This window comes from Vibrio sp. TBV020, assembly GCF_046056895.1.
GTDB lineage: Bacteria > Pseudomonadota > Gammaproteobacteria > Enterobacterales > Vibrionaceae > Vibrio.
In genome coordinates this window covers 1,349,174-1,375,090 of the sequence record NZ_JBEEAQ010000003.1, presented here as the reverse complement: position 1 = coordinate 1,375,090, position 25,917 = coordinate 1,349,174, and the positions used below count along the sequence as shown (strand labels likewise).

General features: G+C 42.9%; 24 protein-coding genes. 8 read left to right on the top strand and 16 right to left on the bottom strand.

Annotation, left to right across the window (positions count from 1 at the left end; translation table 11 throughout):
• Window positions 1-186: 186 nt before the first annotated feature.
• From AAFX28_RS14345 to AAFX28_RS14335, 3 genes are all read left to right on the top strand, one after another.
• A complete protein-coding gene (locus AAFX28_RS14345; protein WP_408688629.1) occupies window positions 187-627 on the top strand; it encodes a PTS sugar transporter subunit IIA in 441 nt (146 codons plus the stop codon).
• Between the two features lie 12 nt (window positions 628-639).
• A complete protein-coding gene (locus AAFX28_RS14340; RefSeq protein WP_408688627.1) occupies window positions 640-2,037 on the top strand; it encodes a fructose-specific PTS transporter subunit EIIC in 1,398 nt (465 codons plus the stop codon).
• Window positions 2,038-2,271: 234 nt separating this feature from the next.
• Entirely contained in the window at window positions 2,272-2,685 is a 414-nt protein-coding gene (locus tag AAFX28_RS14335) for a VF530 family DNA-binding protein (RefSeq protein WP_408688626.1), read from the top strand.
• A 75-nt stretch (window positions 2,686-2,760) separates the two neighbouring features.
• Here AAFX28_RS14335 and AAFX28_RS14330 read toward each other — a convergent pair whose 3' ends face one another.
• Complete coding sequence (locus AAFX28_RS14330; protein ID WP_408688625.1) at window positions 2,761-3,888, bottom strand: HNH endonuclease; 1,128 nt, start codon at window positions 3,886-3,888, stop codon at window positions 2,761-2,763.
• An 18-nt stretch (window positions 3,889-3,906) separates the two neighbouring features.
• The gene (locus AAFX28_RS14325; RefSeq protein WP_408688623.1) at window positions 3,907-4,509 is read right to left on the bottom strand and encodes a class I SAM-dependent methyltransferase; all 603 of its coding nucleotides are present in this window, start codon (window positions 4,507-4,509) and stop codon (window positions 3,907-3,909) included.
• Window positions 4,510-4,856: 347 nt separating this feature from the next.
• Here AAFX28_RS14325 and AAFX28_RS14320 point away from each other — a divergent pair, with 347 nt between their 5' ends.
• On the top strand, window positions 4,857-6,728 hold the full coding sequence (locus AAFX28_RS14320) for a hypothetical protein (protein ID WP_408688622.1): 1,872 nt from the start codon (window positions 4,857-4,859) through the stop codon (window positions 6,726-6,728).
• 233 nt (window positions 6,729-6,961) lie between these two features.
• Here AAFX28_RS14320 and AAFX28_RS14315 read toward each other — a convergent pair whose 3' ends face one another.
• The 9 genes from AAFX28_RS14315 to AAFX28_RS14275 all read right to left on the bottom strand — a co-directional run bounded on the left by AAFX28_RS14315 (window position 6,962) and on the right by AAFX28_RS14275 (window position 20,034).
• Window positions 6,962-8,632 (bottom strand): UvrD-helicase domain-containing protein, encoded by a 1,671-nt coding sequence (locus AAFX28_RS14315; RefSeq protein ID WP_408688620.1) that lies wholly within the window; start codon window positions 8,630-8,632, stop codon window positions 6,962-6,964.
• Complete coding sequence (locus AAFX28_RS14310) at window positions 8,629-10,557, bottom strand: ATP-dependent nuclease (protein ID WP_408688618.1); 1,929 nt, start codon at window positions 10,555-10,557, stop codon at window positions 8,629-8,631. Before AAFX28_RS14310 ends, AAFX28_RS14315 begins: the two co-directional genes overlap by 4 nt.
• Window positions 10,554-12,587, bottom strand: a complete 2,034-nt coding sequence (locus AAFX28_RS14305) for a DUF3732 domain-containing protein (protein ID WP_408688617.1) — start codon at window positions 12,585-12,587, stop codon at window positions 10,554-10,556. Before AAFX28_RS14305 ends, AAFX28_RS14310 begins: the two co-directional genes overlap by 4 nt.
• On the bottom strand, window positions 12,584-13,048 hold the full coding sequence (locus AAFX28_RS14300; protein WP_408688615.1) for a three component ABC system middle component: 465 nt from the start codon (window positions 13,046-13,048) through the stop codon (window positions 12,584-12,586). The genes AAFX28_RS14305 and AAFX28_RS14300 overlap by 4 nt, the downstream gene beginning before the upstream one ends.
• A complete protein-coding gene (locus tag AAFX28_RS14295) occupies window positions 13,045-14,172 on the bottom strand; it encodes a hypothetical protein (RefSeq protein WP_408688613.1) in 1,128 nt (375 codons plus the stop codon). The genes AAFX28_RS14300 and AAFX28_RS14295 overlap by 4 nt, the downstream gene beginning before the upstream one ends.
• 681 nt (window positions 14,173-14,853) lie before the next feature.
• On the bottom strand, window positions 14,854-16,755 hold the full coding sequence (locus AAFX28_RS14290) for a DNA/RNA helicase domain-containing protein (protein ID WP_408688611.1): 1,902 nt from the start codon (window positions 16,753-16,755) through the stop codon (window positions 14,854-14,856).
• Between the two features lie 12 nt (window positions 16,756-16,767).
• Window positions 16,768-17,169, bottom strand: coding sequence for a (deoxy)nucleoside triphosphate pyrophosphohydrolase (locus tag AAFX28_RS14285; protein ID WP_408688609.1), 402 nt, complete (start codon window positions 17,167-17,169; stop codon window positions 16,768-16,770).
• The gene (locus tag AAFX28_RS14280) at window positions 17,166-18,002 is read right to left on the bottom strand and encodes an HNH endonuclease (protein ID WP_408688607.1); all 837 of its coding nucleotides are present in this window, start codon (window positions 18,000-18,002) and stop codon (window positions 17,166-17,168) included. The genes AAFX28_RS14285 and AAFX28_RS14280 overlap by 4 nt, the downstream gene beginning before the upstream one ends.
• A gap of 4 nt (window positions 18,003-18,006) precedes the next feature.
• Complete coding sequence (locus tag AAFX28_RS14275) at window positions 18,007-20,034, bottom strand: hypothetical protein (RefSeq protein ID WP_408688605.1); 2,028 nt, start codon at window positions 20,032-20,034, stop codon at window positions 18,007-18,009.
• Window positions 20,035-20,172: 138 nt separating this feature from the next.
• On the opposite strand from AAFX28_RS14275, the gene AAFX28_RS14270 reads away from it, so the two are divergent.
• Complete coding sequence (locus AAFX28_RS14270) at window positions 20,173-21,033, top strand: helix-turn-helix transcriptional regulator (protein WP_408690878.1); 861 nt, start codon at window positions 20,173-20,175, stop codon at window positions 21,031-21,033.
• Between the two features lie 94 nt (window positions 21,034-21,127).
• Here the strand turns inward: AAFX28_RS14270 and AAFX28_RS14265 are convergent, their stop codons facing one another.
• The 5 genes from AAFX28_RS14265 to AAFX28_RS14245 form a co-directional block, all read right to left on the bottom strand.
• The gene (locus AAFX28_RS14265; protein ID WP_408688604.1) at window positions 21,128-22,753 is read right to left on the bottom strand and encodes a hypothetical protein; all 1,626 of its coding nucleotides are present in this window, start codon (window positions 22,751-22,753) and stop codon (window positions 21,128-21,130) included.
• A 43-nt stretch (window positions 22,754-22,796) separates the two neighbouring features.
• Window positions 22,797-22,922, bottom strand: coding sequence for a hypothetical protein (locus AAFX28_RS14260; RefSeq protein ID WP_408688602.1), 126 nt, complete (start codon window positions 22,920-22,922; stop codon window positions 22,797-22,799).
• A gap of 201 nt (window positions 22,923-23,123) precedes the next feature.
• Window positions 23,124-23,351, bottom strand: coding sequence for a helix-turn-helix transcriptional regulator (locus AAFX28_RS14255; RefSeq protein WP_408688601.1), 228 nt, complete (start codon window positions 23,349-23,351; stop codon window positions 23,124-23,126).
• Window positions 23,352-23,361: 10 nt separating this feature from the next.
• Entirely contained in the window at window positions 23,362-23,595 is a 234-nt protein-coding gene (locus AAFX28_RS14250; protein ID WP_408688599.1) for a helix-turn-helix transcriptional regulator, read from the bottom strand.
• A 16-nt stretch (window positions 23,596-23,611) separates the two neighbouring features.
• Complete coding sequence (locus AAFX28_RS14245; protein ID WP_408688597.1) at window positions 23,612-23,821, bottom strand: AlpA family transcriptional regulator; 210 nt, start codon at window positions 23,819-23,821, stop codon at window positions 23,612-23,614.
• A 589-nt stretch (window positions 23,822-24,410) separates the two neighbouring features.
• Here AAFX28_RS14245 and radC point away from each other — a divergent pair.
• The 3 genes from radC to AAFX28_RS14230 are packed head-to-tail and all read left to right on the top strand — an operon-like array spanning window position 24,411 to window position 25,812.
• On the top strand, window positions 24,411-24,887 hold the full coding sequence (radC, locus tag AAFX28_RS14240; protein WP_408688595.1) for a DNA repair protein RadC: 477 nt from the start codon (window positions 24,411-24,413) through the stop codon (window positions 24,885-24,887).
• Window positions 24,884-25,351 carry a DUF2787 family protein gene (locus AAFX28_RS14235; RefSeq protein ID WP_408688594.1) on the top strand — a complete coding sequence of 156 codons (468 nt, stop codon included), beginning with the start codon at window positions 24,884-24,886 and terminating at the stop codon, window positions 25,349-25,351. Before radC ends, AAFX28_RS14235 begins: the two co-directional genes overlap by 4 nt.
• On the top strand, window positions 25,348-25,812 hold the full coding sequence (locus AAFX28_RS14230) for a DUF2787 domain-containing protein (RefSeq protein ID WP_408688593.1): 465 nt from the start codon (window positions 25,348-25,350) through the stop codon (window positions 25,810-25,812). The genes AAFX28_RS14235 and AAFX28_RS14230 overlap by 4 nt, the downstream gene beginning before the upstream one ends.
• Window positions 25,813-25,917 lie beyond the last annotated feature (105 nt).

The following is a 25,917-nucleotide window of genomic DNA, read 5'->3' as shown; positions in this document are numbered from 1 at the left end:
CCTCGCCATTGCGGGGTGTTTTTATATTCATAGCTTCCAAAAATTATGACCTCATTTGATGATACGAATCACACTTGAATTTGGTGGATACAAAAGTCTAGTAGTTGGATTTTTTTTACTATTTTCGAGTTTACCGGCAAGGATTAAATTAACTCTATTGCATAAGCACTTCGAGTTAAAAAATAAATGATTACTGAACTAACAAACGTCAAATTAATTAAAGGCAACCTTCAAGCAAATAATAAAAAAGAAGTGTTTGAAGAACTTGCTCAAATGCTGCTAGACAACGAGCGTATTAATAACAAATCTTCATTCTTAGATGATATTGAAACACGAGAATCTTTAAGCATCACCTCTATGGATGGTATTGCCTATCCACATGCAAAAAGCCAAGCCGTCACTAATCCTGCTATCGCAGTGGGAGTAAAGCGCGAAGGCATCGAATATGGCGACGAAGACGGTATCAAACCAAGCCTGTTTTTTATGATCGCATCACCGGATAACGGCGCCGACCATCATATTTATGTTCTTCAGGAACTGTTCGGAAAATTCAGCGAAGAGTTCATTGAAGAAATCCATAACGCGAAAGACGAACAACAAATCCTTAATATTTTAATCAATTCATAAGGCGTAGTAATTATGAGTACCCTAACAGCTCAAGCTACTAACAATAGCGACTTTAAGAAACTACTCAGCACCATGAAAGGACACCTTTTATTCGGTACTTCTCATATGCTTCCATTTATCGTTGCGGGTGGTGTACTTCTGGCACTAGCGGTAATGGCATCAGGTAAAGGTGCGGTTCCGGCTGATGGCTTACTGGCAGATATTTCCAACATTGGTATTAAAGGTCTAGTGCTATTCCCTATCATCCTTGGCGGGTTCATTGGTTACTCAATTGCTGACAAACCGGCGCTTGCACCAGCGATGATCTCTTCTGGCATCATGGCTGATATGGGCGGCGGCTTCTTAGGCTGTATCGTGGCAGGTTTCATTGCCGGTGGCGTAGTATTCCAGCTTAAGAAGATCCCGCTTTCAGCAAACATGACCGCTCTAGGTGCTTACTTCATCTACCCGCTTATCGGCACGTTGATTTCTGCTGGTATCGTTCTTTGGGGTATCGGTGAACCAATCAAACTGTTCATGGCGTCTATGAACGAGTTCCTAGCTTCAATGGCTGGCGCATCTAAAGTAGTTCTAGGTACGATTCTTGGTGGTATGACTGCATTCGATATGGGCGGTCCAATCAACAAAGTAGCAACGCTATTCGCTCAAACTCAAGTTGATACTCAACCATGGTTAATGGGCGGCGTGGGCATCGCAATCTGTACGCCTCCTCTAGGTATGGCGCTAGCAACCTTCCTATTCAAGAAGAAATTCACTAAGCAAGAACAAGAAGCAGGTAAAGCAGCTGCAATCATGGGTTCTATCGGTATATCTGAAGGTGCGATTCCATTCGCAGCAAACGACCCAATGCGCGTCCTTCCTTCAATCGTAGCGGGTGGTATTGTGGGCTGTGTATTTGGCTTCCTAACAGACGTTCTACTACACGCACCATGGGGCGGCCTAATCACAGCACCTGTATCAAGCAACATCCCAATGTACGTGGTTGGTATTGCACTAGGCTCACTTACAACAGCAGTTATCGTTGGCTTCTGGAAACCAGTCGCTGATGAGTCAGAAGAAGAAATCGAACAAGCAGCACCTGCACAAACTCAAGCGGCTCCAGTAGCTGGCGAAGGTGAGTACGACATCGTAGCAGTAACATGTTGCCCATCAGGCGTAGCGCATACATTCATGGCCGCAAAAGCGCTAGAGAAAGCAGGTGCAGCAGCAGGTATTAAGATTAAGGTAGAAACTCAAGGTCAAAACGGCATTCAGAACCGCATCACTGACCTAGATGTGGCTAACGCTAAACTGGTTATCTTAGCTCACGACATTCAAGTGAAAGATGCACAGCGCTTTGCTAACGCTAACGTGGTTGAATGTTCAACCAAAGAAGCAATGAAGAAAGCAGCTGAGTTAATCACCGTCTAACTTCAAATTCGTCAAACCAAGACGCCATCCAAACGGGTGGCGTTTTTGTTTGTACGGTATACATCTTCGCCATATCTATGCTCAACAGAGCGTTTTATTGATTGATAATTAGGGAAAGCTGGTCAACTCTGCTAGTATCCGCCCCCAACGACTTTTAGGGCCAACGACCATTGTTTTATCGAACTCGGAAGCAACCCAGCCACCAGCTAGGTATGTAAAAACCAGGAGCTTATTATGATGACTGATGAAGAAAGAATTGAACTGCAACAGAACAACCCGTTGCACGGTCTTAAGCTAGAAACCATGCTTAAAGAGTTGGTGGATTTCTATGGTTGGGACATTCTTGATACGGCAATGCGCTTTAACTGCTTCCATACCAAGCCGTCAATTGCCAGCAGTGTTAAGTACTTAAAGAAAACCGACTGGGCTCGCGAGAAGCTAGAGAACTTTTATCTTTACCGCTTTAAACGCATGCCTCGCGCTTCGGCTGAAGAGTATGACTTGCCCCCTCGTGCTCGTACCTTTCCGCATGGCCTAAAGCCGAAAGAGCCAATGGAGTTGACCGTTGAGTCTATCTTGAAGTCTCAAGCGAAAGCGGCGTCAGCGCACAAAGCGAAATCATCACGTAGTCGAAACTTCCGTCGTTAGTTAGACACGTGAATTAGAATTGATTAAAAGCCAGACAGCGATGTCTGGTTTGTTTATTAGAAATGCAGAGCAAAGTTAGAACCCTTTAAACAACACCCCACGATGGTAGCCAAGATAAGGCTTATTCTCTCGTCTGATATTAAACGACATTCCCTCCTTAAGACCTAGAACATCGGGCGTTTCTAGGTATTTTGAAATCATCACCTTACCGCTATCATCAAAGGATATAAACCCGAGGTCGAACGCTTTATCTAAGTTCGCAACAAGCAACAATCCATTATATTTATCTAACCTCTCTTCGTTATTTGAGTTACGCCAAGGCTTAATATGTGAAGCAAGCAGAAGCTGTGTATTTCGATAGCCCGTCACCGCGCAGCCACCCCACATCTCGATCAGTTTTGATCGAAATTGGCCCTGCCCCATTCGGGTATTAATCAAGATCGTCTTTTCTGTTTCCGTCAGTTTTTTATCGCTCATAACACGGCGAACATCGGCATTAACATCAATCTGAGATAGATCGGCTAGGAACTGATGGTAGTGGTTTAACGCAGCGCTATACATCCCTTTACCGCGCGAGTCCCGAATTTTAAATTCATCCAACTGCCTTACCCGCTCTTCATAGCGAATAAACTGCTTATAAGATTTAACCTCAGTGAGCGGCTGTTCAAGTTCACCTGCATCTGCGAGCCAATGTGAGATAGAGCCTCTAATCGCTCCCACGTAGTTCTTCGCCGTTTTCTCTGACTTGCCAATGTCTAGCAGCCATTGGCGGAACAAGGATGGAAGATCGGCGAAATTCGCCACAAGCGCATCTTTCAAGTCATTAGAAACAATTGAACTACTCATGTAATCAAACAGCTCAGGATCTAAAGAGGCATACTCTATCGCTTTGGCTGAATATCTTTTGGTGTTTGTCTCATCAAAGCCGACGTGATAACTCAGGTGCCAAAAACCTTCACTTTTGAGATGGTAAAACGGGTTCTCTGGAGTATTACGATCATTGCCTTGAGCAAAACTATCAAAGTAATGGCTAAAGCGATCTTTCACCGCTTGGTTGAACTCAATTCGGTTCTTTAGCAGGTGACCCGCTTGAATTAAATCCATTACGGTAAGTAGCATGCACACCTTGTGCGGACTTTTCTTGCCCCCAGCACTGTTCATATTCAGGTTCTGGAACTTTTCAACATAAAACTCAAGAGACACGGCTTACTTCCTCTTTATCTACACAGATGATGCTTTTTCTAATACCACTGTTTGCCAAGTCAACCCTGTCCGAGATAGCCCATCTTCAGTATCTTCAACGTGACAAACCACTAACTCTAATCGTTGGGCAATTTGTTCTAACTCAGCAAGAGAGACACCATAGCTTGTACGGCCATCACCGAAGGCACCATGACGTAAGGTAATAACTATTCTGCCCCTTCCGGCTAACCGTTCCACCAAAGAACAAAGTGACTGATAACGCTTAGGAACCGGAATATGCATCCACACTGCTGAGACAAGAATAAGATCGAAGCTATAAGATAAAGCGTCTAGAGCACGAAGATCTGGGAGCTGGGCATCAACCCAATTAATCGTTGGCGAGGTGCGCTGTTGGCCTAACTGACGAAAGCTTGCCGAAGGCTCAATAGCCACAACCTTACAGCCATGTGAATCAAACCACTGAGCGTCTCTACCCGACCCTGCCCCTACATCCAGCACTCGACTACCAGATAGAGGCCAGTATGAACGCCAACTAATATGTACGGATTCAAAATCAGCAGAGTCATACTGCTCAGCCAATTGAGCCGCATTTTCGTCGTAAAAAGAGAGGTTTACATCCATGGCAAATACCCAAAAGTTTCCCTAAAGGCATAATAACCATCTTAATTGCATATAGCGATAAAGTATTAAAAAGGAATGAGGGGTTGTGAGGAAAGTTCAACCTTATAACGCTAAATGCGAAAAAGCCCTAGTATTTCTGCAAGTGAGAAAGTCGAACTTCCGGGTTATCTCATTGAAATTTAGTAACTTATTGCAAGTCGACTTTCGGGAATATACACCCTGTCATACACAGCAAACTTGTGAACAATATCACAAATAAAAAATTTACCTTGGGTTTGTCAAAAGATGATTGCCTAGTTTAACACGCCCTGATACTGTACACACAACCAGTATCCAAGAGGTGACCTATGACTCCAGAAGAGCGAAACGAATGGCAAGTGAAACTTGCCAAAATACCGTTAGATATAAAGCTTAATTCCTTACCTCTTGACATGTCATGGAACTACTTTGAAGACCTATGCCAAAAACTTGCGTCTGAAGAAAGCAACTTTGGTAATATTGAAGTATCAGATGTAATGATTTATGGAAGAGGTGGACAGAAACAAGAAGGCATCGACGTAAAAGCAACTATACCGAACTCCGAAAAGTTCTTTGTAATGCAATGTAAGCGATACAAGAAAGTTACTGCCGACAATATCACTAAATGGGTTGACAGTTTTATTGAAGGTAAGTTTTCAAATCAAACTTCTATGTATATCTTGGCAACCACTTTCGATCTCAGCTCTGATACAAAGCTAGTGGATTCGTGGCATAAAGCCCAACAAAAGCTAAATTATCTTGGGATTAGAAGCGCAATATGGGACCAAAAGTCCATCCTAGCCAAACTGAAAAACTCGTTTAAAGTTACTAGTATGTTCTGGGGAGAAACCATCGCCGCAAGATACTGCCATCAAGATTTTTCAGAAAATCTCTACCCCTACTCTTTTCCTGTGGAAAATATTAATATTTCCAATAACATAGTCCATATACAAAATAACACATGCCAACTTGACCTAATAATACCAACCGAGAAAGAAGGAATAAAAGCTGGTGGTATTTTTTCATTTGCAAGAAGAGATCTACATGGAACCACATTTAGTATTGATGGCGAGGCATTGATTCCTTTATTGCAAGTCAAGGCTCATACCTCTTCTCTTCGTGATAGCAACTACCTGTACAAAAGCGAGGCTAAATACTATTTGTCATTAGCCAATATTCGTTTAACTTTGGCGGAGAATGAAGTAGACGATCTTGACTGGATTCTAGAACAAGCCTTTTCTTACTATCTAGACGGTAGTAAGAAAATTGAAGAAAAATTCAAAACAAAGCGATTTAAACGTTCTAATGGAGATTTCAAGGTCACACTCTGCGAAATAAAACTCAGCTTATGGAACACCATCATTGACTACACTTATGATCATGACATAGCGAATGGCAACACCTCTGACTTCATTTTTAAATCAGACCCAAGCTGCCTTAGAGTTGTTGTAGGTAGTGACACTGAAAATTTGGACTTTGGATATCACCTAATCATGTATCCAAAACCTAGTGATTCAATGCTCAATGATAATGTAATACTTGAATGGAAACCTTTGAATGATTTTTCTGGAAACCCAGTAGAAATAAACCAAAGAAAAGCCTGGGATGCAGAGTTTACCTATCACTGGCTGCACACCTACTTATTCCCTAGGGTGTATGATTGGGCTAAAAGTACAACAAAAAACAACACAAACCTTATAAGGCGACTCTTCAAAAAAGAGAGCGAAAGTAATATACCTCCCTTAGATTACTTTATTGCTAGCAACTATAAAGCGACTTCGAGAAATCTAGGGGGAAATGTTAGTTGCCTTAAAACCATGCAAAATTACTCTGATAAACTGCAACAACACTTTCATTGCTACCAACACCAAGCAAGAATTAAAAAAGAATTAATTCTGAATGTGGTTGACGCTTGTATTTTTCTTCTTAATGAAAATACCGAATTGAACTGTAACTACATTAGAGGGAATCTGCGTTTGGGAAAAGAAACTACTCTGAAAGAACTCATTCTACTGAAAGAGAATAAGGAAACTCGAGTCTACGCTACCTCGACTATGCTCGATATGGCCTTGAGATCTTTAGGAAAACTACTTGAAATAAAGCCTGAACTGTCTCAATACGAAATTGACTCTTTGACCGACTACCTTTCGCCAGTATCTGATAGATACGAAGAAGACTGTATCTGTAAAACATATATTTAGTTTAAATGGGCTCTATAAGAGCCCACTTTAATACCCAGAGTGAACACCGACAATGGTAGCCTCTCAATAAACCAAAGAAGCCAACAGTAGAATTTAAACAAAGGAAATTTGAAACAAAAAGATTGCAGTACTCGGACAGTCAGAAAAGGTACCGGGATCTAGTTATACGCATTGACAAAAAATATATCACGCTAATAAACAAGCTTTACGTTCACTCGCTTTAATCCGTAGCTTCAACCTAAAAAACCTTCATTCTGTTGAACGTACCCTAGGTATTCTTGTTGTGGTGTGCGGTCTTCCCTCCAATTTCCCGTGAATCCCGAAGGCCTCTCTCTTTTACTTGTGTTGGTCATGACTAACCTATGTTTGGCACGTGAAACGCCAACAAAGAAGGCGCAGCGATTTGCATCCTGATCGCCGAAAAAAATCTCATTCTCAATTGCCATCATGACAACTGAATCGAATTCGAGCCCCTTGCTTTTGTGGATGGTTAGAATCCTAACTGCCTGGTCATCAGAGAAGCGACTTATCGCGCCCAATAAGTCCGCCTCAATAGTCCTTAGTTTATTTATGTGGGCATGAATTTCGGAGGCCACTTCATTAAGCCTATCTTTTGACTCGTAATCTGGAGATAGCGATGTAACTGTCTCAATACCAACAAACATAAGAAAAGAACGAACCCTCTCCCACCAAGAAAAGTACCTATTTCCTTCAATGTTTTCCTGTGCAATTTCTCGCCTTTGCTGTCGAATAAACTGACCAAATGATGGCCTACCACTGGATTGGGGATATTCGTCCTCGAATGGTGTTAGGAGCTTAGACAGGCTTCTCCAGGCACCGGGGCAACGCTCCCCGTAGAGGCATTGAAGGTAATCAACAATGAGTCGGGCTAATGGCTCAGTGGTGATATCTTGCATCTGCTGTTCGTTGCGATAAGGGATACCACGAGCCTCCAGAGCAGTCATAAGTGGGGCTGCGTAAAGATCGAGTTGCTTGGATACTAATATGGCTATTTCAGACCTGGGTAGGCATTCAGTTCCGATCCAATGTGAGACTGTTTCAGCGATCCATTCAGCTTCATTAACACAAGTGTCAAAGTGCAACGACTGAACTTCACCTTCGAGGCCAGTTAGTTGCTCATCGGAAATAACGGATGCAGGATCTAAAGTTCGTATTATCTCATTCTGAAGGCGCAGTAATACTGGCTGAGATCGAAAGTTTCGATACATGTTCAGTGGTCTGGCTCCAAAGTCATTAGAAAATTGCAGGAAAATTCCCTCTAGAGCGCCGGCCCAGCCCATGATCTTTTGCTTAGTATCACCAACAGCCGTAAGGCGAGCACCTGTTCCTAGAAAAGCTACTTTAACTAACTCGTACTGCAAATTCGTGCAATCCTGAAATTCATCGAGAAACACGTCGCAATATGTCTGTCTAATTGCGTTTCTGGCAATTTCTGAGCTCTGAAGGATTTTGATTGCTAAGGGGACCAGGTCAAGAAACAAAATCTGCTGATGGGGGATTTTAGTCTCACCAATTGTATAACCGACGTTGAGCGCATCATTGCCAGTGAGTACCAGCCTGAATCGATCAACAATGCGTTTAGCAAACGCATGAAAAGTATAACTATCGAGACGGGAACCAAGCTCAGGGCCACAACGTTGAAGCACTCTTTCTTTAAGGTTTTTACTAGCATCGACTTTAAACGAAATAGCAAGAATCCGTTTCGGGTATCTTGATACACCTGTGCGCAGAAGGAAATCGGCTTTTTGAGCCAGCATTTCTGTCTTTCCTGCTCCAGGCCCTGCAGTAAGAGCCAAGGACTGATGTTGCTCTGTTGCGGCAGTGTATGCATTGGGTTCCAGCTGTAAACCATCAGAAGGCCTCCAAGAGTCTATCGCTATCATTCTGGTATAGCCTCTAGACACTCTTTGACTACACGCGCTAAACGATTAATAGATTCAGGTATGCTTTCGAGTATTTCTGCATCAGATAGCTCTGCAAAGGCTTCAATGTGTGAAGCTGGCTTGCTTCCTAGTTTAAATAGCTGATGATAAGTGTTAAACAGCTTTAACTCATCAGGAGTATATTGTGCTGAATTAAAATGACTTTTGCCCAACACAGCTTTAATGGTTGAATCTTCTGCAACTTCTTCAACTACGTTGTAAGCCCTCGGGTAGGCAAGCAACATTGCAAAATCTAAGTCCATCGGAGAAGAGAAAAAGACTCCTTTTGACTCCAACTCTTGAAAAATGCTGTGAGTTCCATTGTCGAAAAAATGGTGTGTTCTTACTGGAATCTGCGGTTCATTCCACTTTGGTAAAGGGAAAAAGCGATCTGGGAGCTTATTCATCTCAGAGTACTTGGCAATCTGGTCAGAAGCATACTTAATTCGCCCCCATCCCGCTTGGTATCGAGCTACATCGAGATCGAGTAAGGTCACATAAGGAATCTCCAAAGCAGACAAAAGTCTCCAGAAATGGTTTACATGTCGGCCACCCAGTGGGGCGACGGCGATAGCAGATTCATCAACCGGTATGCCTTTCGCTGCAAGGAGTCTAGGAAGGACTATTTCTTCGCTGTCACCTTCACCTAATACGACCAAGCGGGAGAAGTATATTTCTGGAAAGGCTTGTACTGCTTGTCGGACAAACTTGTGCGCCTCATCAGTTGTGGACGGCATTTGAATATGTTTCACCTGAGTGTGACGCGCAGAGTTAAGTCGCAGATAGCGAATATCTTCAGGTTTAACACGACGTAGCATAGAAGGGGCGTGGGTGGCTATCAGTGCTTGCGCATCACCACCTTTCGTCATATCCACTAGCGCATTCACTATACGACCCAGATAGTGCGGCGAAAGGCTGTTTTCGGGCTCTTCTAGCGCAACGATAGTAAAAACTGGTGGCTTAAGCTTTTCTAGGTCAAATGCAGCATCCTCACCGCAGAGTGTTGCCTTATTTACTGCTTGTGATGATAGTACTAAGGAAAGGTAAAGCATCGACTTTTGTCCATCGCTAAGGCGAGAGAAATCGACGCTCCCCTCATCATGCCCTGGTCCAAAGGAAATCGACGTATGTTGCAATAAAGCCTCTATCTCTGATGCGACAAATGTAACCTTGGGGTCTGTAAAGAAATTGCCTTTGTGCAGCTTGTTCCACGTGCTTGTAAGACCTTGGCTTAGAGCCAAAATAGAAGGATTTCCAACCAAACTATCGCTTATTTTTTCTGTTAGTCTTGAGATGGTTTCTCGTTCATTATCCCACTTAATAGAGCGTAGCATTCTGCCCAAAATAGCATTGGAACCGTACTTTACGTGCTCCGCAGGATCACGCCTAGCAGGAAGATAGTGAACATGAATGTGATTACGCTCACCACGTGGCACTTTCGCACTATTTTGTGGTGAACCATCTGGGTTTACTTCCAGTACATAATCAAGTGTTTCTTCGATATCACCATCAATTCCCATCGTCGCAGTAAGGCGATAGCGTACCCTTGGGATGCCGTCAAGAGCATCCAACCTCATATGCCCGAAGTGCGGAGCGACTGTACTGTTATCAACGCCCTCTCTCAGCTCTGGAAAGGTGAATTCCGCCTCGATCCATAGCGACCGTTCTTCAGGAGGCACCTCTTCCGCTACTGGCACATGGAAGTCTGAACGCTGAATTCTGCGCATAGCTGGATTAAAGCCGAACATACGACTCAGAGCCAACAGAGCTGACGTCTTACCAGAACCATTTGGTCCAATCAGATAGGTCATATCTGCGAGCAAAATCGTTGTTGGCTCACAACCAAAAGACTGAAAATTGAAAAGCTTTACATAACTGAGTTTCATTCTTCACCCTCTAGCACATCGTAAGCGAGCTCAATTAACCCCCTAGAGCGCCATCGATTCCCATTCACTAAAGACTCAAATGAGATCCCGTTAGAAAGCGTTAAACCATCAGCATGATCTGTAACTATGATTTGTGGGCTATATCCGTATTTTAACTCGAGCTCATTGCAGTATATAGAAAGCTGACTAAACAGTTTTTCAACCGCTTCAATATCCTCATCAACATGCCTTTCTTGTTTCGTCCGCTGTTTAGCTTCTCGATCTTTTTGCTCCTCGAAAGTCTGAGAGTTGTCACGGTTAAAATTCGGAAAATAAACCTGCGTCGGCTGATCAAAGAACAGAACTGACGGGATCGCACATTTATCGCCAAGCTCTACAAAGTACTTATGTAATGCCAAAAATAAAGTTATATGGCAGTAGAGCCAGTTCGCACCACTGCCCATTGACCTCAGATAGATCCTTTCATTGCTAGGGGTCAAATGATAGAGATCAAACGACTCAAATGAGAAGTGGAGATTGATAGGCTTATAACTGGCTTCAAACTCGAAATGGCTGCCGATTTCTGCCATATATTCATTGACCTTAGACGAAGCGCGCTCGAGTCCCTTTTGAACATCATACTGTTTCAGATCCTTATTGATACCTTTCAGCTTCTTAGCAATCTCTGTGATTTTCTTTTCAAGCTCTTCATCGTCGGCCATATTGAGAGTGTCAAGAAGCATGAATAGCTTAGCTTTCTGCATCAGGATACTCTCATACAGGCTCTTTTGTTCTGCTATCTTCTTTTCTGTTTTCTCAATTTCCGTTATTTGCTTGTTTAATTCAGTCAGTGCGCTACCAACTACCTCGGTACTGCGTTTCACGTCAACCAAAGATGATTCAAATTTTGCTTTCATAGGGCGTGCTTGAGCAAGGTTGCCTGACACTTTCAAGATGGCTTGCTGCAGTTTTTCTGCACTCTCTTTAAGGCTATCTTTTTCAGTGTGACAAAACGGACACACTGAAGCAGATATGTGGATATGCCCAGGCGAGCTAAACTGCTTTATGTTATCTACAAAAAGCTCTTCTTCTTGAATATGCTTATTAATTGACGCGGCTTGGCGATGCAGCTTTCTTAACTCAGCAGACTTTTTGTTGCGTGCCAACTTCAGCTCAATATATCGTTGTGTAGTAGCGTCTGAATTATGGTTTATTCTTTCGGGCACTATGATGCTATCAAATTGCTCCTTGGCATCTTGTGGATGACGTAGCACCTTCTCCAATGGCAATGGTTCTTCTTTAAATCCCATCAGAGCATAGAGTTGCTTCAAAGCCGGACCGACATTTTGCTTAAATCTCTCTGAAGTACGCTTGTTTGTTTCTCTTTGCCTCTCCAATCTCCTGTTCTCGGCACTTAAGCGTTCTTTCTCTTGCTTTAAATGAAAGAACTTTTGATCCACTAAGCCTAAGAATATTTTTGTGTGGTCAATTGCCTGATCGCGCTTTTCTTTCTCATCAAACCGATAAAACAACGCATGTTTATTTGCTACTAGGTTTTGATGCTGAAGAATAAACGATGAAAAACTACGTATGGATGGTGTAGCTGCCTTAGCATTATTGCGCCGATTAGCCCTGGCGACTAATGACTCATCTACATCATCTATATCCAAGAAAAAGTTTCTTAGATGCTTCTTAAACTCACCTAGCGGCCGAAAATAGTGAATACTGAAATAGTCTCGAGCAAGATCATCAGAATTGAACGACTCCTGACGACGAAAAAAGGCTTTTGTCGCCATATCAGGATCACGAGCAATCACCATCTCTTGTCCATTGACAGCTAGCGCAACATAATAGATCGCAGCATTTGTTGTAATAACGCCTTTAGGAACAGTGTTTTCATCACTACCAAAGCAATAGTCAAAGATTTCAATTAAGGCGCTCTTACCCGTCGATGACTTACCAGTAACAACATTTAGCCCCTTTTTAAAGCTAACCGGGTGCTTATTTCCTTGCTTATCAATAACACCAATCTCATGAATTAATGTTTTCATCTAGGTTTCACTCCTAAAAACGCATAAATCTCAATCACTGAGTGACCGCTAAATAGTCGCCCTAACTTCTCCGCACTTTTTTGACGGGTAAATGCTGAACCTGAGCCATCACATGTAGAGAGGGACAAACGTTGCTCATTTATGGATAACCAGTCATTGATCAAGCAATATTGGACGCATTGTTCAGTTAACACCTGAAACCCATCGATTCGCTCTTGAAGATCAAACAGTTTGGTTCGATCGCTGAAAATAGACCAAATCGAGCTTTGTTTTTTATCCCCAAATACAGCACTAGAAACTTTCTTACCAAAAACCGGATGGCTACAAAGTGGGATAACCAAGGGGGCGAGTAAAAGGTTATGTTCAGACTCCCCCATGGCCGTGTAAAACGAGGCAATGTATTTGCCATATTCAAAAGGGTTGTACTTCAACTCATATAAGGCGTCCGCAATACTGCTCATAGCTCAACCTTCCATCTTAAATCACGTTCTTCATCATCCATGGCGTCGTGTATAAGGCCATTTTTGTATTCAATAGGCGGGATATCACTGCCCATATTCAGCGGCTGCTCGCCTATAGTCTTGTTGTAAAGCAATTTGGAGCTTTTAATTTCATTCGTTACTTCAAGTTGAGCACTTGAATGGGCAAGCTTATATTTTTTGACCAACTGGTTCTGATAAGCAACTGTTTTATCCCTAAAAAGAGGGTATTCATCCAACTGTTCAAGTAGCGAGTTCTGCAACTCAAGCCAATTACCGATTGCATCTGGTATCATTTCATGATGTTCAATTTCAGCAATTTTTTGTACAAACGACCTATTCTGGAGTGACTTCACTTCCAGCTCAGACGCCTCATACCCTTCAAAAGCAGGAAAAGTGAACTCTTTTTTACAAAGTAGCGCAGTTAACTCTTCGCACTTTGCCGAAAAGTCATTGTGTTTAATGCACCAAGATTGCTGTGTTGCTTGTGCGTATACAAACCCAATAAGCCCATGAAGATAACTTTTCAGATTGTTCTTCGGAATACCCACTGGTTTTGAGAGCACTTGTTTTTCCAGCTCTGCACCATTGTCAGCTTCTGTAAATAACGTGACCTTATCAAGAACACTTTCAAGTACTGACTCATCAGATCCCATTACGGCTTTCTGTAATTTGATAACCTCTGGAAGCTTCTCGGCGTTAAGTTGTTCTGCTGTACGTTCAGAAAAAATCGTCTTTAGTACTTCCAGGCGTTGGCCTTTATTCTGTATGTTCCAGTCCCTAAGGCGAGTTGTCGAACCAAACGCTTGTGTAGTGTGTAGGACTAAAGCGCCATATTTGGTGTGGTCAAAATCAGCAGCAAGCCAGTTTTTAAGTGTTTTCCAAAGGTTTTCATGGTGATCAGTGAGTGGTGCAGCGTATTCTTTTACTTCGATTTGTGTGGATGTCAAACTATCAGTTGAAAGGAGGCTTACATCACCATCTTTTTCGAACCAAACCGACTGACTATCTTCAAGTAAAAAACACTTGTTCAAGCCGATTAGCACCTGGTAATGAAATGCTAAAGCGGTTGTTAGCGCTGCATTTTTGGTTTCACCACTACTCACACTCACTCCTTAATGGATATCTCTTACTTAAATGTGGGGCAAAGCCAACAACACAACAGCCAACACATCTTTCTTACTAATAAAATACTCAAATGTCTTTAGGTACCTAATAACTACCTTCCACACTATGAATGGGGGAAACAAAGACTGAAGAAATCAATAATATACTAATTTCATTGCTATCTGTGTAGTATGCATTTTATTGTGAGCTCTCAAATTTGGTATCCCTGATTTAAGTTACGATATGACGTGTTCTCGGTTGGCATCGCATATGAGTTAATAAAGTTCAGTTCACAGCTATAGACGATTGCTTCCACTATCGGGAGCTAAGGTGCTATTTTCTTTCGTAGCAAAGCAGACATATGGGGTGAATACATGTAACCCCGACGGTTACACAGAATTATTTACAGGATCGAACAAAGTCCAAAATCAACCTATGACTTATGGAATCAAGTTCCACCCTAACAAGCTAGGTCCCCCCAACTTAGATAATAAAGACAACAGGTATAAGTGAGTTCTATCCAAATATAGAAGCGGGTGCTGGGCAGTAATAGCTGTATTTGTTGTTATCTGACGATTACGCCATTCGATCAAGCTAGTACAATTGCGCTTGTTTGCTAACTGAATCTTTACGAGCTTTCTTACTCTTGTTAAATCTAATATACACTTAATGAAAGCCTCTCAAATTTCCCTCATGCCACACAGCTTTAAGTATTCAAAAGTTTCCTGGTCATCACATTTTATGACCAAACCACTACGCCCGCGGCTGAGCAATACCCTGTAACTACCCTCGGTGTAATGCTCGTACTGGCGCCGGTCTTCAGCCACCAGCTTTCCATTCCTATAGACCATATCCTGTCCCCAGTTAAACAGAGCAAGTGATAGTTCTAAACCTTGACAACTAAACTCAGTACAAGCCGCTCCAAATTGGCAACATGAATTTCTAGAGCTTGGTGGCTCAACGTACCAAGGACCAATATGTTTACCTGGTTTGTATTTGTCTTTCTGGACTTCCTCAATAAACTTGCCACCTTGGCTTGACATCAACCAGCCTGTTCTAAAGGCGTCTTTAAGCTTGTTTCCTTCGTGCATCGTTTGTTGTAAATCCAGAGCGTAAGTTTCAGCAGTTTGCTTGTTTTTAGTCAGTCGTAATGGATAGTCAGCCTGAATGTCCAAAGCGACTTGTTGTGCTTGGTCAGGATTGTTAGATAGAACCGCTTCAATCCACTTGTCTAAACTTTCCGTATAGGCCTGCCGAATGGGCGTTTTGAGGTTATACACTTCTTTCTTGAGTGGCGTAATGAGCTGCATTTTATCAGCGTGAAGCGATGGCATGATGGGAACTACTTTGCCGTTTTGTGCTCTTATTGCTGCATCTAGGTCTGCTAGCATCTGCTCTAACTGCATCTCATTGCGATGGATCGCTTGGCCATCCCCCACCAAAAGCACCAGTACCCCGAACGGTTGACGAGCAAGCCAATTACAAAACAGCATCAACTCAGATGGTGATTGTGATTCTCTAGGGCTTGCTTTGTCCCACGCTCGCTGCGCTTCATCAAATACGACAAAAGTCTCTCCGCGTGATTTTAGTGAGCGCTTCAGATCCTTCTTGAACGGGAGCAGATCTTGGATCATCACTCGACCATCAATGACCTTATCTACAATCCGATTGCCTAGCTGTTTACCACTGTACTCTAACGTATGTTGCAGGACCTGAACGAGAGGTCCATTACCAGAAAGAAAAATAGGCTCACTCTGCTTTACGCTCTCGCTGCGTGCAATTTCTGCAACAGAACTAATACCTAGTAACGTCTTACCGGCACCAGGGCGCCCATGAACAACGACAACATATCTTTGCTGCTTATCCCTAGCATGCTGGTAAAGCGTTAACAGTGCCGCACGTGCCTGGTCAATATTTTCACCGGCTGAGGTTTTTAACGTAGGTATTTTAGCGTCGAAAAAGACCTGAGCAGTGCCATGCAATATGCTTGGCTGGCGATAAAACTCACCTTTTGCCCACTGGAGTACATTATAGAAACTAGGTTTACTTAATGACGTTATAAGCTGTGAAGCTAACTGGGGGGCCAGGCCATCTTCTGCTATGTCACACACAACATTTGGGTGTTGGAACGGCTTAGCACCAGGTTTGGTGAGAACAACAAAGCCATGACCGACTAGGTCGATAGATTCACTGTGATAGCGTCGCATTGTTTGCAAATCAGAGTTTGCTCGAAGAATTTCGTATTCAGAGGCTTCTTGCTTATGTTTGAACTCGACTACAAACAATTCGCCAGCTGGAGTAACTAGGTTAACATCCGCCGCTCGTTTTCCGCCTTCACCAATCAATTCTTGTTCAAAGGCTATCCAGCACTTCTCTGGTTCCACTTGAGTTTCTGTAATAACGTGATTAAGGGTAGACGTCATTACATCGTATTCAGTTTCCCATGCGTAGCGTTGCGCAGGATCGAGATCTTGCGTCCAACTCAAACTACGATGGAAAGATACTAACGACTCTAGAAAACTAGCTTTGTCTGTAGAAAGAAAGTCTTGCCAAGTCCCATCCCAGCCTGCTTTTAGATCCATTTTCGTTATCCTTCAGAACGTAAACTGGAGTTTTTCAACGGCCGGTATATCGGCCGCAGCCCAATCAACATCCCAAAGTTGGTCTATGGATAACCAACGAGAGTCAATATGCTCTGTAAGCTCAAGTTCGCGCGTTGGTACCTCAATAACAAAACAATGCATGGTGATATCAAAATCAGGGTAGCTATGCTCAATCGTCAACAAAAACTTTGGTTCAGTAACGGCAATTCTTAACTCCTCGTCTAGCTCCCTGGTAATGGCTGCAACAAGCGTTTCTCCAGGTTCTACTTTACCACCAGGGAACTCCCATTTTTCGCTAACATAATCTAGCTTCGATGGCGCTCTTTGTACGGCTAGGAATTCACCTTCATTTTTCAGTACAGCCGCAACGACTTCAATGTGTTTCTTACTCATTGATTTAGCTCTTCTAATAATTTATTGCTACGAGATTTTAAAACCTCAACATCCTTTGCGTCATCTACGATATGCATTTTCTTGTGGCAATTGGGGCATAATGCGACTGTATTTTCAGCCGTATCGTCTCCACCTTTGGCGAGCCAAACAATATGGTGTGTCTCGAGATATGGCTCGCCTTTCGCATTTTTAAATGGCGCCGGTTGTCGACAAAGTTGGCACTGACCTTTAGCAAGGCGTTTAGCCAGTTCTGCTACCCAAATATTTCGCTCATAGCTGGTGGATTGTTGTTGGTACCGTGTAGCGGTTTTTCCACCTTTTGTCGCCAAAGACTGAAGCTCCTCAAGAGTCAATTTCTTGGCCTTACGAACTCGGACACTCTCAACGTTATCGCGATCTTCTTTTCTAACCTGGCGCTCACCCGTTACAAGCTTTAGAGGGAATATATATGCTCTTCTTGGATTACCTTGTTCATCATCTTGCGTTTCCGAGTACGGTTCACCGTCGAGAGCGACTTCGCCAACATAGGTGTATTCTTGGTCCGTAAACACCTCAAATAAGTGAACAGCGACACCATTGGTTCTCGATTCAGCTAGCGTTTTATTCTGCTGAAACGTCAGGCTTTGATCGCCTTTAGAACCCATGCCAGTATAGTGGAGAACGCCCCCTACCCACCGATCATCATAAATAGACTTGATATGGTTCGATACAATGACCAATGTATTGGTTTTATGAGAGCGACGCATCCCACCTTGTGGGCTACAACCGAAGACTTCGCATAGTTCGGTGTTGTTGAGTTTTGTGCCGACGGGAAGAGAGTTATGTTCATACATGATGCTATTTCCACTCTGTTGCTGAAGTGTCGTTGCGCAGTAAATATTGCTTTAGTTGATGAGCTCTATTTATTGCTTCAGGTTGATTGTAAATATAAAGTCCGTCATCCAACCAGTCCCAAAAGTTCAATAGTTTTTTCAATGCATCTACATCTACTCGACCATAAACTTTTACGAATGCTTTGTTATAGTGCTCATTAATCAAGACAACTAATCGTTCAACGAACATATTTAAGGCTTCTTCAACCCAATCTTGTTCCTTAGCTTCAAGCTCTGATGGATCTTCAATACGCAACAATAACCCCGCCCTTTCGATTGAATCTCGATAGGTAGAATCAGGGGTCCAGTTCCCCATCAAATCTTTCCAATTGGTATTCAAAAACTGTGTTTTGGTCCTGTTCTTAATCTCATTCAACTTCTCTTCAAACATTTTGATGTCTGAAGGAGACTTATAGATTAAGTACGCTGATTGCTGTTGCGACATCTCGATTGCCAATAGACTACGAGATTCAAAAAGTTGCATACGTTTCTCAAGTGAGTAGCTGAGAAGATCATTAGTGATTCTCCAAAGAGCCATCGGTTGAGGTAAATCTTTGGCACGCAATTCTGTTTGCTGTCCGATGCTTTCTAAAAGGAGATTCAAATAACGCTCCCAAACGCTAGAAGAAAGATCACTAGATATAACACTCCAGTAATTACTCGCTACATCTGCCAAATGGTATCTGAGCTTTGTTAGCTCTTGGATTGTAATACTTTCTTTGAGCGCTTGTCGGGCATAAATCAATTGATGCCGTAACCCTCTAAGCTCCTTGGCATGCTCTATACGCTGAGCTTTCCTTTGTCGCTCTTCAAGCCTAGTTCTTTCATGGGCGATTGTTTGACGAGTTAATTCAAGTAAGGAGCTCCGTTCATCATACTCCTGTAATACATAATCAAAGCATTCATTTATCTCATCTGATAAATGCGTCAGTGATAACGATGAAAGCTCACCCTTCTCTCCACAAGAAGCAATCTGATCGAGCACTTGATAAATTCGTTTAACTGACTGCCGAGACTCTCGTTGAGCCTTTTCCTGTATAGCAGCTGACAGTTCTTGTTGTTTTCCATGCAAAGCAGCTTTTGTATTGATTGCGTATGGTAGCCTTTCTGGAGACAATATTAAGTCACTCAAAACCACCATTTGACACCCATAGCTCATCTCTAAGAAAAGCTCTGTTGACTTAAAATCAAACTCGGGGAAATGTGCCTCGAAGTAGAACTCTCCACTCTCTTGGCTTTTATCTAACGCTTCTTGAGAGAAAACAAAGGCATTACATTGGATGTCTTTCACTTTGCTCTCAAACTCCGCAAAACTTTCAGGGTGAGCCTCTAAGGCGGTACCGTACATGATGTAATAGAAAATAGAATCGCTTCGACCTTCACTAAACAACCAAATCAGGTTGATCTCTTCCCCTAAGAAGAAGTGCTCGCGAGCATGGATTATTTCTGGGTCCAACCAACCTTGAATCAACTCTATCGCGAATCGATTACCATTGGTGTCTTCAAAGTAAATATCCGGCTTGCGCCATTTTTTGGAAGTGCCTTTTTCTGTAAAGACAAACTTTTCTACTTGGATAGAATCACGCTTTATCTGATCTGATTCCCTCAATGTACCGGCAATAAAGTGCTTTGTGCGAAAGTGCCATTGAGTTTCATGCATTTCAGCTTCAGTAAATGCAAAATCACCATGGTAGTCACTGTGAAATGGACAATCTACCTCATCCAACTCCGGAATATGCTTATGATAGAAAGCAGCTCTACTAGTCGCACTTCGTGCTCGATACCTTACAGGGAGCCCACAATAACCACATTTAATAAAGTCTTCACCTTCCGCGCTATGAACTACAATTTTCTTCTTTATAGATGCTGTACGAGCTTCATCAGGTGTTGAGCCATAAAGCCCCAGATAATCACTGGCTAATATTGGACCTTCGATGCCTTTAATCGCAAGTTCCCATAAACCATTTTTGTTATCGCTGTTAATGTAATTCATAAAGGCCACCCGCAAGTGCGTTACGCTGTTCTGGTTACTTTCTTGACGATTTTCAGTCCCAACAATATTATGACGCCAATGACGACAGGTAAATACTGAATACATACACACGTCGCATAACTAGACAGGAGTTAGATGATGAGCAAATGGCCAATACGTTGGGATCTACTGTTCCGCTACAGAATGATAGAAGTCATCGCACTATGGGAAGGACGGTTAACGACCAATCACCTGATTAAGAGCTTTGGTATTGGCAGACAGCAAGCATCGAAAGATATCAACTCTTACCTCTCTGAGGTGGCACCTGGCAACCTCGTTTATGACAAGCAATTAAAAGGTTATAAGCCAAGTGACAGCTTTGCTCCACAGCTAACAAGTGGACATGCCGATGAATATCTTCATATTCTAGCGCGCAGTGAAGACATGGCTGTGACCTTTAATGAACTGGATATGGGTTTTGAAAATGTTTCCATGGTCCACCCTGTGACTCGCAATATATCACCACAAGTCTTGCGTCCTTTAGTACTGGCTATACGAGAGAAAAAACGTGTCGATATAAGCTACACATCACTCAAAGACGGAATTGAAGTTGAACGGATTATCTCTCCACATACCCTAGTTTGCACACCTCTACGCTGGCATGTTCGGGCCTATTGTGAACATGCGAATGATTATCGTGATTTTGTGCTCAGCCGTATAAGAGGCATTCCATGCCTTGAGGCTAAAAGAGTAAAAGGAAGAGAGCATGACGAGTTATGGAATACTCCCCTCACAGTTGATTTAAAGCCTGACCCACGACTATCAGAAGTTCAAGCCAATGTCGTTGAGCATGATTACGGTATGGAAAAAGGTACACTCACAATACCAACCAATGCTGCGTTGGTTCGCTATGTTCTCGATGCCTATAATATCGATATTAATGTATTGGATTCGAATCCTAAAGGTCAGCAGATTATTGTGGCGAACTTTGAGGAACTAAAACAATACTTATACTTCTAGCTTAAAAGAGATCAAACACATTGGTGGTTTGTACCAATTCAAATTAGATATGGCGGTTATCCATTCTTCCAATCATTGGCTTCGTATTAAGTGGTCATAGCTGCCAGTACCGTGCAGTCTTCATTAACGCATATACTGTACGCAAGCTATCTTCAGACTCAGGGTCTTCCATTCCTCGCAACCAACGAACCTTGATTCCAAGATAGCTTGCCCACGCAATGGCTTTTTTGAACTCTCTGTAATTATCGGCTTTAGCGCTGCTTTCAATATATTGATTAACGAGCAAGTATTGCTCCTGTCCTGCCGAATAACGCGCTAAAGAAAAGGCTCTTTTAAAATGAGGATGTGCATTTTGATAGTCTTCATTTCTATAGTGGAAAATAGCTTTACACCATTCCACCAGCCAGCAGAGCATTTTGCCGAGCTCAGCAATTTCGACTCTATTCTTATACTCATCAATTTCACTTAATGACGTTGCTTTTCTCTTGAGTTTTAGCCCTTCATCCAGCAGCCGAGGAAAATCACTAGGCACCAAGTCGTTAGTCGGATTCTCATGATGCTTCACTAAGCTATAAGTCATGACAGGCCCAATATGAGCTATCAACTTCCTGAACTGCGCGATGCGGATAGTGCCTTTGCTGTCCAGTTTATAGTTGATGCCTTGGGAGCCCCATTTAATTTTATCAGCCCTAAGCCACCACAACTCCATTACCGCACTATACCAATAGTCTTGTCGTTCAAGCGCCAGAACATCCATATTGTTTACACGCTCTTGCACCAACACCCTATAGTGGCATGTCTCTCTGTTAAACCTACGGTACTGTTTCTTAAAACCGATAACGAGTTGATACAAATAATCATCGCCATAAGCGCTTTGAACAGACTTAAAGCAATATGTTGTAAATCGTCCCAGCAAGAGTCCTACTCGATAAGCACTAATCTGATTTGGAGTAACATCTCTACTAAATCTTTCATCATTAGTCTCGGCCAAAGCTTCGATTGAATCATTCAGCGCTTTACTGAGAGCATGCGTACTAGGTAGCTGCTGATCTGAGGTCCACCTTTGTGCATTTTCAAGGTTCCGTTCATAACGCTTGTATTTTTCTACCAATTGCTTGTTTGTCTGATATGAAATATCACCCTGCGCCGGATTGTGAAACCTTATCTGTGATAACCCCTGAGAGCTATATATCCACTGCCACACTTTTGTTATTGGAAACTGAACTGCTGCTCCCTTGGCGTCAAAGTTCACATCAGGCAACCACCAAAACTTGTCTTCAGGTAATGATAAACCTGATGCATTAACGTCGAACGCCAACGAGTTTTTAAATAATGAAGTTAATACCCTATCTATTAAGCGATGCTGAACTACCCATTTAATTGTCTCGGGAAAAGACAGATATGTTCCATCGAGGCGGACAAGGTCTCTATATTGGTCCAAAGCATCTTCAATTGACGCCATTATGGCTAATGTTACTCGAGGGTCATCGACTAACTCGAACACTATTTCACCGAAAACACTTAATAAATCCTCTAATTGGTTATCAATCTTAGAGCTCTCTCTCGCTAACCGCGCAAGATTTTTCTGTATAGTCTTTTTGTGTTTCTCGCCTCCAACAACCGAAGTTTCATCGTTCTTCTGAGGGAGGATACCGGCAGCATTGAAAAGCTCTCGAACAACCTCTCCTATAGTTGGAAAACGGTAGTGTAGTTCTTTCATTTCAATCAAAGGGCCTGGAACCAGGCCCTCTCCTACCTTCTAATTATCCTTTCTTGGGAGTAGCCACCCCTCGTCCACCACCTGATTTATTACCTGTTGTTGACGGCCAGTTTCCTCCTGGACCAGGGTGGCTTGATGGTCCACGTCCACTACTTTTGCCTTTTGCCATATATCTATCCTCCATAGTAGCTATTTCTATTGTTTACTATTGAGCACGCGTTCACGCGCTCCTGAAGAAATTTATTCTAGCCTCTGATTTAATTCTGCCTGCGTTTTGGAGACACTTTGCCCTGAGTGGCATCCAACAATCAGTCAAAAAAATAACATACCAGAGTAGTACCTAGCTCACGCTAGGTACTACTCCATCACTTTAGCGCAGCATCAACCTCTGCTCGACCCAGTCAAAAACCTCTCTTTCATCCCAGGCAACTGCCCTGCCTCCAAGGCTAATTTGCTTAGGAAAGTCTCCCTGCTTTATAAACCGATAAATCGTAGCTCTAGATAGACCCACAATATCACGCACTTCGTCCAAACGAATGAGTCGGTAACCTTGCGTTATGGAGTTCCCTGACATTATCGAACCACTTCCAAGACTCATATCTTTCTCCTTATTGCCGAAACACTTGATTAAGCATGACATGGCTAGCGGTTAATGACTGAACAGCAATACGAGTTGATTTATGCTCTGCTACCCAGCGATCTACTTCGCTTTCCAGCCAGCCTGTAGCACGCTCACCAAGTTTAATTTGCCTTGGAAATTCTCCTCTCTCGATAAGTCGCATTAATCTGGTTTTTCCAAACCACAATTTGTCTAAAACCTGTTTCAACTTAATAATTTTCATCTAAATCTCCACCTAGCTAAGCAATTGATACCTCCAATGAGGATTGAGCTCGACTCTCAGCTATTGTTTTCAAAATCCACACATCGATGTCTTCTTCTAACCAGCCAACGCTGCGCCTACCCAAGTTGAGTTTCTTGGGGAAATTTCCATCTTTCATTCGTTGATAAATTGCCGAGCGGCTAAGTGAGGTTTTGTGAATCACTTCTTGAAGCCTCAGTATTTTCATAACGTATTCTCTATCTCTGATACATATTAAGGATGCCCTGTGTATTTTTTGATTCAGTAGTACTCAATACGTCCCGAACCGTCTCATTGACCCAGTATCTATAAGTACAAACTCCACTCACAGTTAATACTTGCGAATGACTAAAACTCGAGAGCCTCTCCTAACCTGTCGATAGTTTCTTAGCGCGGTCAATATTCCCGCCCCACCGGAAAGCCAACAAAGCTTGATTAATGTAGATGTATGGGCAAACCCGAGCATTGATACAATTGAAAAAGGTGGTGCAGGCTGGCGTGCGAGGCACCTAACAGCTAATACAGACATTAAAGCCGCAAAAATCAGAAGCCATTGCCTTAATCCCACCCCCCGAATAGCTATCACTCCCGATGCTAAATCCCCCTCAATTTCCAAGAAATGTTCACCTCGATTTACAGCATCAACCAGCTGCTGCTCTGAATAAACCTTCATTCTTTACCTCATTCTGTTGGTTGGTGTTCGCCTGAATAATGTGTGCCTAAAATCTGGTTATTTAGAGTCGGATTAAAAGAAATTTCACGCTCATATCATCGTGATGAACTCAAAGGAGAGCATCATGAACCAACACGCCCTAGAGCCTTACCCGTTGAATCCCCCAGTCACTCGTCATCAAGTGTTAGAAGCTGCCGCAAGTATCCTCCAAGAGCAGTTTGTAAGGGGGGATGTATTCACTAGTCCTAACACCGTTAAAGAGTTTGTCGCGTTCAAGCTTGCAAGCAAAGAACAAGAAGTTTTTGCGGTGCTGTACCTTGATAATCAGCATCGCCTCATCCAATACGAAGAGTTGTTTTTTGGAACAATAGACGCAGCATCCATCTACCCAAGAGAAGTCATCAAGAAAGTCCTAGCCAATAACGCCGCAGCCGTCATTCTGGCGCACAATCACCCATCAGGAGTGGCTGAGCCTTCTACCTCAGATAAACACATCACAACGAAGCTGGTGGACGCTTTAAACGTTATCGAAGTCAGAGTGCTCGACCACATTATTACTGGTGAAGAGTGCGTCTCCTTTGCCGAGAGGGGGTTACTGTGAATATTCATTTCCATCCAAGCACATCACTGCTCAGCAGCGAACAGCTTTCCCCGTGTCTTAGCCATCAACTCAAGCGCTGGGATATTCCAACCGATGCCAAGCGACTCGCTATGAACCTAAGAAAGCGCAGCTTTTACACCCAACGCTTGGGCCATCCACCTGTAGAAATTCATTTGGAGCGAGCCACTAAGTCTGCACCTTGGCAAATCATCGTCATCGCTAGCTTTGGCTTTATCGATGAAAACGATAAACAGCTCGATATGGACCTGTACTTCAACTTAAAACGAGGGTGGATTTATCAACCCCTTACTCTGCAATGCAATTTGCTAGAGCCAAGTGCTCTCTCGTTATTGGTCAGCTTCAGCAATGCGCTAGCCAAGAGTATTACAAACAAGAAGTTTGACGAGTTGACACTCTGCGTATCAGGCACCTTCACTACACCAGTTCAAGGACAACGGATATGAACCAAAAACAAGAAAAGGTAGAGCACTCTATCGCCCTAACTCCACTCCCACATTCCCCGTTACTTTTATCTTATTTAATCAACAAGGTGAGTGAGCTAGAGAAATGTCACTCAAAACTCGCGGTAACGATTAACTTCAAAGATACCAGCTACACCCCCTACGACGGTGGCTACCACCCTGTAGAAATACGTCTGAGCAAGTTGGACCAACAAAACACATCACGCACTGTTTGGCAATTGGAGTACATAACGGATTTTGCCTATCAAGGCCACACCTTCCCAGAGCTGGCGAGAGACATTGACTTTGATTTTGCCAATGGCTGTTTTTATTCCGTGTTTCTGGGGTGGAAAACCATCAAAGGCAATCAAGATGCCATCGAGCTCTACACATTATGGGAAAGCAACTTTCTTAGTTATCTCGATATGGACGCGTTTGATTCGATATCGGTAAAGGCAGATTAATTGATTGCCCATGTAGGAAGTCAGTCGCAATTGTTAGTCAACAACTCCGCCCCAAATTGCATTGGACATTATTTGTCTTAGCCATCCGTATCTTAACCTACTCAA